This is a genomic window from Pseudoalteromonas sp. TB25 (assembly GCF_000497995.1).
GTDB classification, from domain to species: Bacteria; Pseudomonadota; Gammaproteobacteria; order Enterobacterales; family Alteromonadaceae; genus Pseudoalteromonas; species Pseudoalteromonas distincta.
This window is the reverse complement of sequence record NZ_AUTI01000351.1, coordinates 1-5,160: the sequence shown is the minus strand read 5'-3', so window position 1 is coordinate 5,160 and position 5,160 is coordinate 1. Positions and strand designations below refer to the sequence as shown.

At 39.8% G+C, this 5,160-nt stretch carries 5 protein-coding genes and 1 pseudogene; 2 read left to right on the top strand and 4 right to left on the bottom strand.

The genetic code is table 11. The annotated features are described in order from the left end of the window. The 3 genes and pseudogenes from L652_RS0114865 to L652_RS0114855 all read right to left on the bottom strand — a co-directional run. Positions 1-344, bottom strand: a 344-nt coding sequence (locus L652_RS0114865) for a molybdopterin cofactor-binding domain-containing protein (RefSeq protein ID WP_024603527.1), incomplete at its 3' end; no start/stop codon positions are given. Next, positions 341-842, bottom strand: a pseudogene (locus tag L652_RS01000000123880) ((2Fe-2S)-binding protein). The pseudogene L652_RS01000000123880 and the gene L652_RS0114865, both read right to left, overlap by 4 nt. Before the next feature lie 174 nt (positions 843-1,016). Then, complete coding sequence (locus tag L652_RS0114855) at positions 1,017-1,772, bottom strand: hypothetical protein (RefSeq protein WP_024596763.1); 756 nt, start codon at positions 1,770-1,772, stop codon at positions 1,017-1,019. Between the two features lie 179 nt (positions 1,773-1,951). On the opposite strand from L652_RS0114855, the gene L652_RS0114850 reads away from it, so the two are divergent. Together L652_RS0114850 and L652_RS0114845 are read left to right on the top strand one after the other, a co-directional pair. Then, a complete protein-coding gene (locus L652_RS0114850; protein WP_024596762.1) occupies positions 1,952-2,863 on the top strand; it encodes a hypothetical protein in 912 nt (303 codons plus the stop codon). A gap of 14 nt (positions 2,864-2,877) precedes the next feature. Continuing rightward, a complete protein-coding gene (locus L652_RS0114845) occupies positions 2,878-3,432 on the top strand; it encodes a hypothetical protein (protein WP_139015404.1) in 555 nt (184 codons plus the stop codon). Between the two features lie 105 nt (positions 3,433-3,537). Here the strand turns inward: L652_RS0114845 and L652_RS0114840 are convergent. Further along, positions 3,538-5,160 (bottom strand): vitamin B12 dependent-methionine synthase activation domain-containing protein (locus L652_RS0114840; RefSeq protein ID WP_024603526.1); only part of this gene is annotated, 1,623 nt, incomplete at its 5' end.

Sequence of the window (5,160 nt, the reverse complement as noted above, 5' to 3'; positions counted from 1 at the left end):
GAGCCATCGGTATTTTGATCGCCGTATTTAGGGTCGCCCTTACCCTGAATAACAATAACCTTATCCCACGCGGCTTCCATTTCATCGGCAACTATTTGTGCAATCGCGGTGCGAATTTGCTGACCCATTTCAGAGCGATGGCAGGTTATTTCAACCATGCCATCGGGGCGCAGAGCTATAAATAAGTTAGCACGTTTTGCTTGCTCAGACGGTTGCTCTAACACGCCAGCAAATGCTTTTGGCGCACTGCCTACAAAATATGTGCCTAATACCAATGCGCCTATTGCGCTAGTTTTTAAAAATTGGCGGCGGTTTAGGTCAAAGTACGTATTGTCGTTTTTCATACCTCTTCCCCTTGTTCATTAGGGTCAAAATATTCAACCCCCGCCATGGTTTTAGCCGCCGACTTAATCGCTTTATGAATACGTGGGTATGTACCACAACGACAAATATTGCCCGACATATTACTCACTATTTCATCATCAGTTGGGTTGGGGTTAGCTGCTAATAAGCTTGCCGCTTGCATAATTTGTCCGCACTGACAAAATCCACATTGCGGCACTTTATGCTCAACCCACGCTTTTTGCACTGGATGATCGCCCTGCTCGCTTAGCCCTTCAATAGAGGTAATATTGCGCCCCACTACAGNCAGCCGATACCGGTAATACACATGAGCGCTGCGCTACCCCATCAATATGCACAGTACACGCACCGCACTGTGCCATACCACAGCCAAATTTAGGGCCCGTTAAATTCAATTCATCTCGCAGGTACCATAATACTGGCGTTGACGGGTCGCCAGAAAACTCATGTTTATTACCATTAATGGTAAGGGTGATCATACTAGACTCCTTGCAAAGCGCTTTACAGGACGACTCCCTACAGCGCGTGGACGGTTTTAATTTACTTACTACTTTTTAGCCTACCACTTAGAACTATTTTATTAAAATACTAATTACTAGAACGTTTGGTACTAAAAAACATTACTCATTATTAAGTAAGTTGCTAATACTAAATTAAATAGCGCTTATAACATCTTCAGATAAAACCCGTTGTTCGTCTTTGTAAACTTCAAGCCAGCCTGGCGGTGATGTATCACAACCAATAATGGTTACTTGTAACACATAACTGTAACGTCCATTTTTAAACGTATAGTGATGATTCCCGCCACTACCCTCAAAGGTAATATCACCGTTTAATAAAATCATGTCGGGCTTTTCGCTAATTTTTTTATCAATACTCCATACAGCATAACGGTAATTCCCATCGTCTAGATCATCAACGCGAATATGGTAGTTAGCCGTTTTCCAATTGAGTATTAGTTTTTTAAAAGTATTAACACTTGAATGCAGAGATTGCTTATCGTGTTCAATTAATCGTTCAGCAAATGCTTGCTCTTTAACATTTTGAGTATTTACAGTTATAATTTTGCCGTCTGTATCTACCCACAAAACACCGTTATATAGCATAATACCGCGCCAACCTACTTTCTCCCAATCAGTATTAATGTTTGAACTGGCAATAACGGCAACAAGTTCATCGTCAAACACTTCATCAAAGCGTTTAATAAACTCAGCTTCATTTTTAATGTCAGGCAATGGATATTGCCTTTTTAGAGGGTAGCGAATATGCGCAGCAATCGCAGTTTTATCCTGCGTTTTAAAAGCAGCAATAACAGGTAAAACACTCTCGTGATATTTCTGCTCAAGCGCAAATGTGTTCGATGTGAAAAATAGATATATGCAAAGTAAGATGTAATTTAGATACTTCATTAATAGCCTATTAATATGTAACAAATAAAAAGTTTTGAGTGTTATCGTTTAAAGTTAAATGTTTAAGACATTTATAATTTTGAGTTAAAAATCTAAATCCCGACTTTAAACTTTGACTATACATACAAATTGTATAATATAGATGCATTATAGGTACATACTATTTATAGGGAAATAAAATGTTAATATCCGCCAGGGAAGATCTTAGAAGCCGCCAAAAAGAAAAGCAGTTATCTGCAACCTTAAAGTCAAACCAGTATAATCTAGTTCACATGAATGCATCTGAATTTGTTGATTATATTGTTAGCCTAAAAAAGCTTGCTGGGCAAAGTCCTGGTAAAATTATTAATTGGTTTGAGACTGTATTTGAGAAAAATAATATTTCATCTGACTTATGGCCACTTTATAGAGACTGGATAAAAAATAGTTCAGGCCTTATTCCAATTGGGATGGATATAGTTGCAGTTACGGCTATAGCAACAGAAATGAAAAGAAGCGGAAAAGCTTTTGATACTTTTAAAGTAAAAAGTTATTCAGGGAAAAACTATATAATTTTCAAAGGTTATCCAGGTCTAAGACGGCACCTCACTGGAACTCGCTATTTAGCGAACAACCCACAACTTGTATCATTTGGTATAGGTAAACTCGGCGCAAAAAAATCAATTAAAACAGGCTTTTTGGTTAGCATTCTTATATCTGCAGGATTTCATACAGTAGAACAATTAGTTAATGATGAGAAGCTGTGGCACGACTTTATAGGTGGTTTCTCTGTTGATGTTGCTATTGCCGCTACATCATCTAGCATTGCATGGTATGCTGTCTCTTCTATTGTAGGCACAGCTGCTGTTGTTGCTGTAGGTCCGATGATAGCTGTAATAGTGATTGGTACTGCATTAACTTTTTTTGCTTATACTTTTATCGATAGTGATGAGTTATCTGAAAAAATTGCTTCAAGCTTAAGAGTAGCGGAAAAAAACTTAAAAAGTAATATACAAAGAGCACAAAATCAATTGCATGATGCTCAACGCTTGTATGAAGAAAGCCCCATAGAATTTATGCACCGAATTTTCGGTTTACCTTTCTTAAAATGAATTACGATAATTTAATGACATCTGAAAAATTAACTTTAAGCGAAAATATTAAACATGCTTTTTTATTTATACTGTTTTTAATTTTTACCATAGCCTCACCTTTTGCGGCATGGGTTGAAGTATCGTCAGTAATTGAAGCTTTAAACAACAACGCCCTCATTTTTAAAGAACGCAGCTTTAGCCCAAGTTTAATTTTGTGCGTTCCAATGTTTGGGACGCTAACAGGCTTACTCTGGCTAAAAATTAAGAACACTGAAATTAGCCCAAGCCTACTGAATAAGTGGTTCAAACTGTGTGGAATAACTTTATTAGTTATGGTTGTTACCATACCCGTTTACACTAACATTATTGAAAATAAAATTGAGAGTGAAGGTTATAGTATTTGTAATTGGTATGGCCGAGGCTCAATTGGTGCACCTGATATTTGGGTAAGCTCCCAAAGCTATTGCATTAAAGAAGGCTTTAAAGTCAGAGTGGAGCTAATAGATTGGTTAAAACACCAAACGACTAAACCAACTCCAAAAGATGTTACGAATAAAATAAATGAGTTGCTCACTAATAAACTTTAAAACAAAAACGAGCCCAATTTGGCTCGTTTTTGTTTTACTGATAGCTGAAAGCTAAAAACTGACCGCTTTAACCTTTGACCGCTTCGCTATTTAACCTTTTCGCTTTTATTCCGGCTCATACCCCAAGTTAGGCGATAGCCAACGTTCAGCTTCTTCAAGCGTCATATTGGTTCGCTTAGCGTAGTCTTCTACCTGATCCTTTTGCACAGCGGCTACTGCGTAGTATTTAGCCTCAGGGTGTGAGAAGTACCAACCCGAAACAGCAGCACCTGGCCACATGGCGTACGAGCTAGTTAGCTGCATACCAATGCGCTTTTCGGTATCGAGCAACTGCCAAATTTTCTTTTTCTCGGTGTGCTCTGGGCACGCTGGGTAACCTGGCGCAGGGCGAATACCTTGGTAGTTTTCGCGTATTAGCTCATCGTTTGCTAGGTTTTCGTCTGGTGCAAAACCCCAATACTCTTTACGTACTTTTTCGTGCAGGTATTCTGCAAACGCTTCGGCGAGCCTGTCGGCTACGGCTTTAACCATTATTTTGTTGTAATCGTCTTGCTGTGCGTCAAACGCATTTGCTAAGTCGTCTTCTTCTAGGCCGCCCGTTACTGCAAACGCGCCAAAGTAATCAGGCGTGCCTTTTGGTGCTATGTAGTCGGCTAGGCAATAATTAGCAAAGTCGGTTTTTTCGGTTTGCTGACGTAAATGGCACGAAGTAGTTAATACTTCTTTGCGTGTTTCGTCGGTGTATATTTCTATGTCATCACCCACGCGGTTAGCCGGGAATAAACCAATTACACCAAGTGGTTGCAAACTGCCTGCTTTTTCAAGGTCGTCTAACATATCGTTAGCGTCTTTAAATAAGCTTTGCGCTTGCTCGCCTACTACTTCATCGTCCATTATGCGCGGGTATTTACCGGCAATTGACCACGTCATAAAGTATGGCGTCCAATCTATGTATTTACGCAAAGTAGCAATTGGTACATTTTTAAACTCGGTCACGCCCAGCTTTTTAGGCACTGGTGGTGTGTAGTTATCCCAATCAAGCTTTGCTGCGTTATCGCGTGCGCGCTGGATTGTAACAGGCTTAGAGCGTGGTTTTTTACGCGCTTGTTGCTCGCGTACTTTTACATATTCAGCTTTAGTTTTAGCTAAAAAGTCAGGTTTAATGTCTTTTGATAGTAAGTTTGAAACCACACCAACTGCACGGCTTGCGTTATTTACATACACAACGCCTTTGTCATATTGCGGCTCAATTTTTACTGCGGTGTGCGCTTTAGAGGTAGTTGCACCACCAATGAGTAGCGGCAGTTCAAAACCACGGCGTTTCATTTCTTTTGCTACGTGCACCATTTCGTCAAGCGATGGGGTAATTAAGCCCGATAAACCAATAATATCGGCTTTTTCGTCGATGGCGGTTTGCAGTATTTTATCGGCAGGTACCATTACGCCTAAATCAATAACTTCGTAGTTATTACACTGTAGTACCACGCCTACAATATTTTTACCTATGTCGTGTACGTCGCCTTTTACGGTCGCCATCACTATTTTACCATTGGTTGAACCTTCTTCTTTTTCGGCTTCAATAAATGGGTCTAGGTAGGCTACGGCTCGTTTCATTACGCGCGCCGATTTAACCACTTGTGGTAAAAACATTTTACCTGCGCCAAATAAATCACCTACCACGTTCATGCCATCCATTAACGGCCCTTCAATTACGTGAATAGGTTTATC

Excerpts from the sequence above, each read along its gene's own strand:
- L652_RS0114855 (WP_024596763.1), bottom strand. The coding sequence starts at position 1,772 with ATGAAGTATCTAAATTACATCTTACTTTGCATATATCTATTTTTCACA.
- L652_RS0114850 (WP_024596762.1), top strand. The coding sequence starts at position 1,952 with ATGTTAATATCCGCCAGGGAAGATCTTAGAAGCCGCCAAAAAGAAAAG.
- L652_RS0114845 (WP_139015404.1), top strand. The coding sequence starts at position 2,878 with ATGACATCTGAAAAATTAACTTTAAGCGAAAATATTAAACATGCTTTT.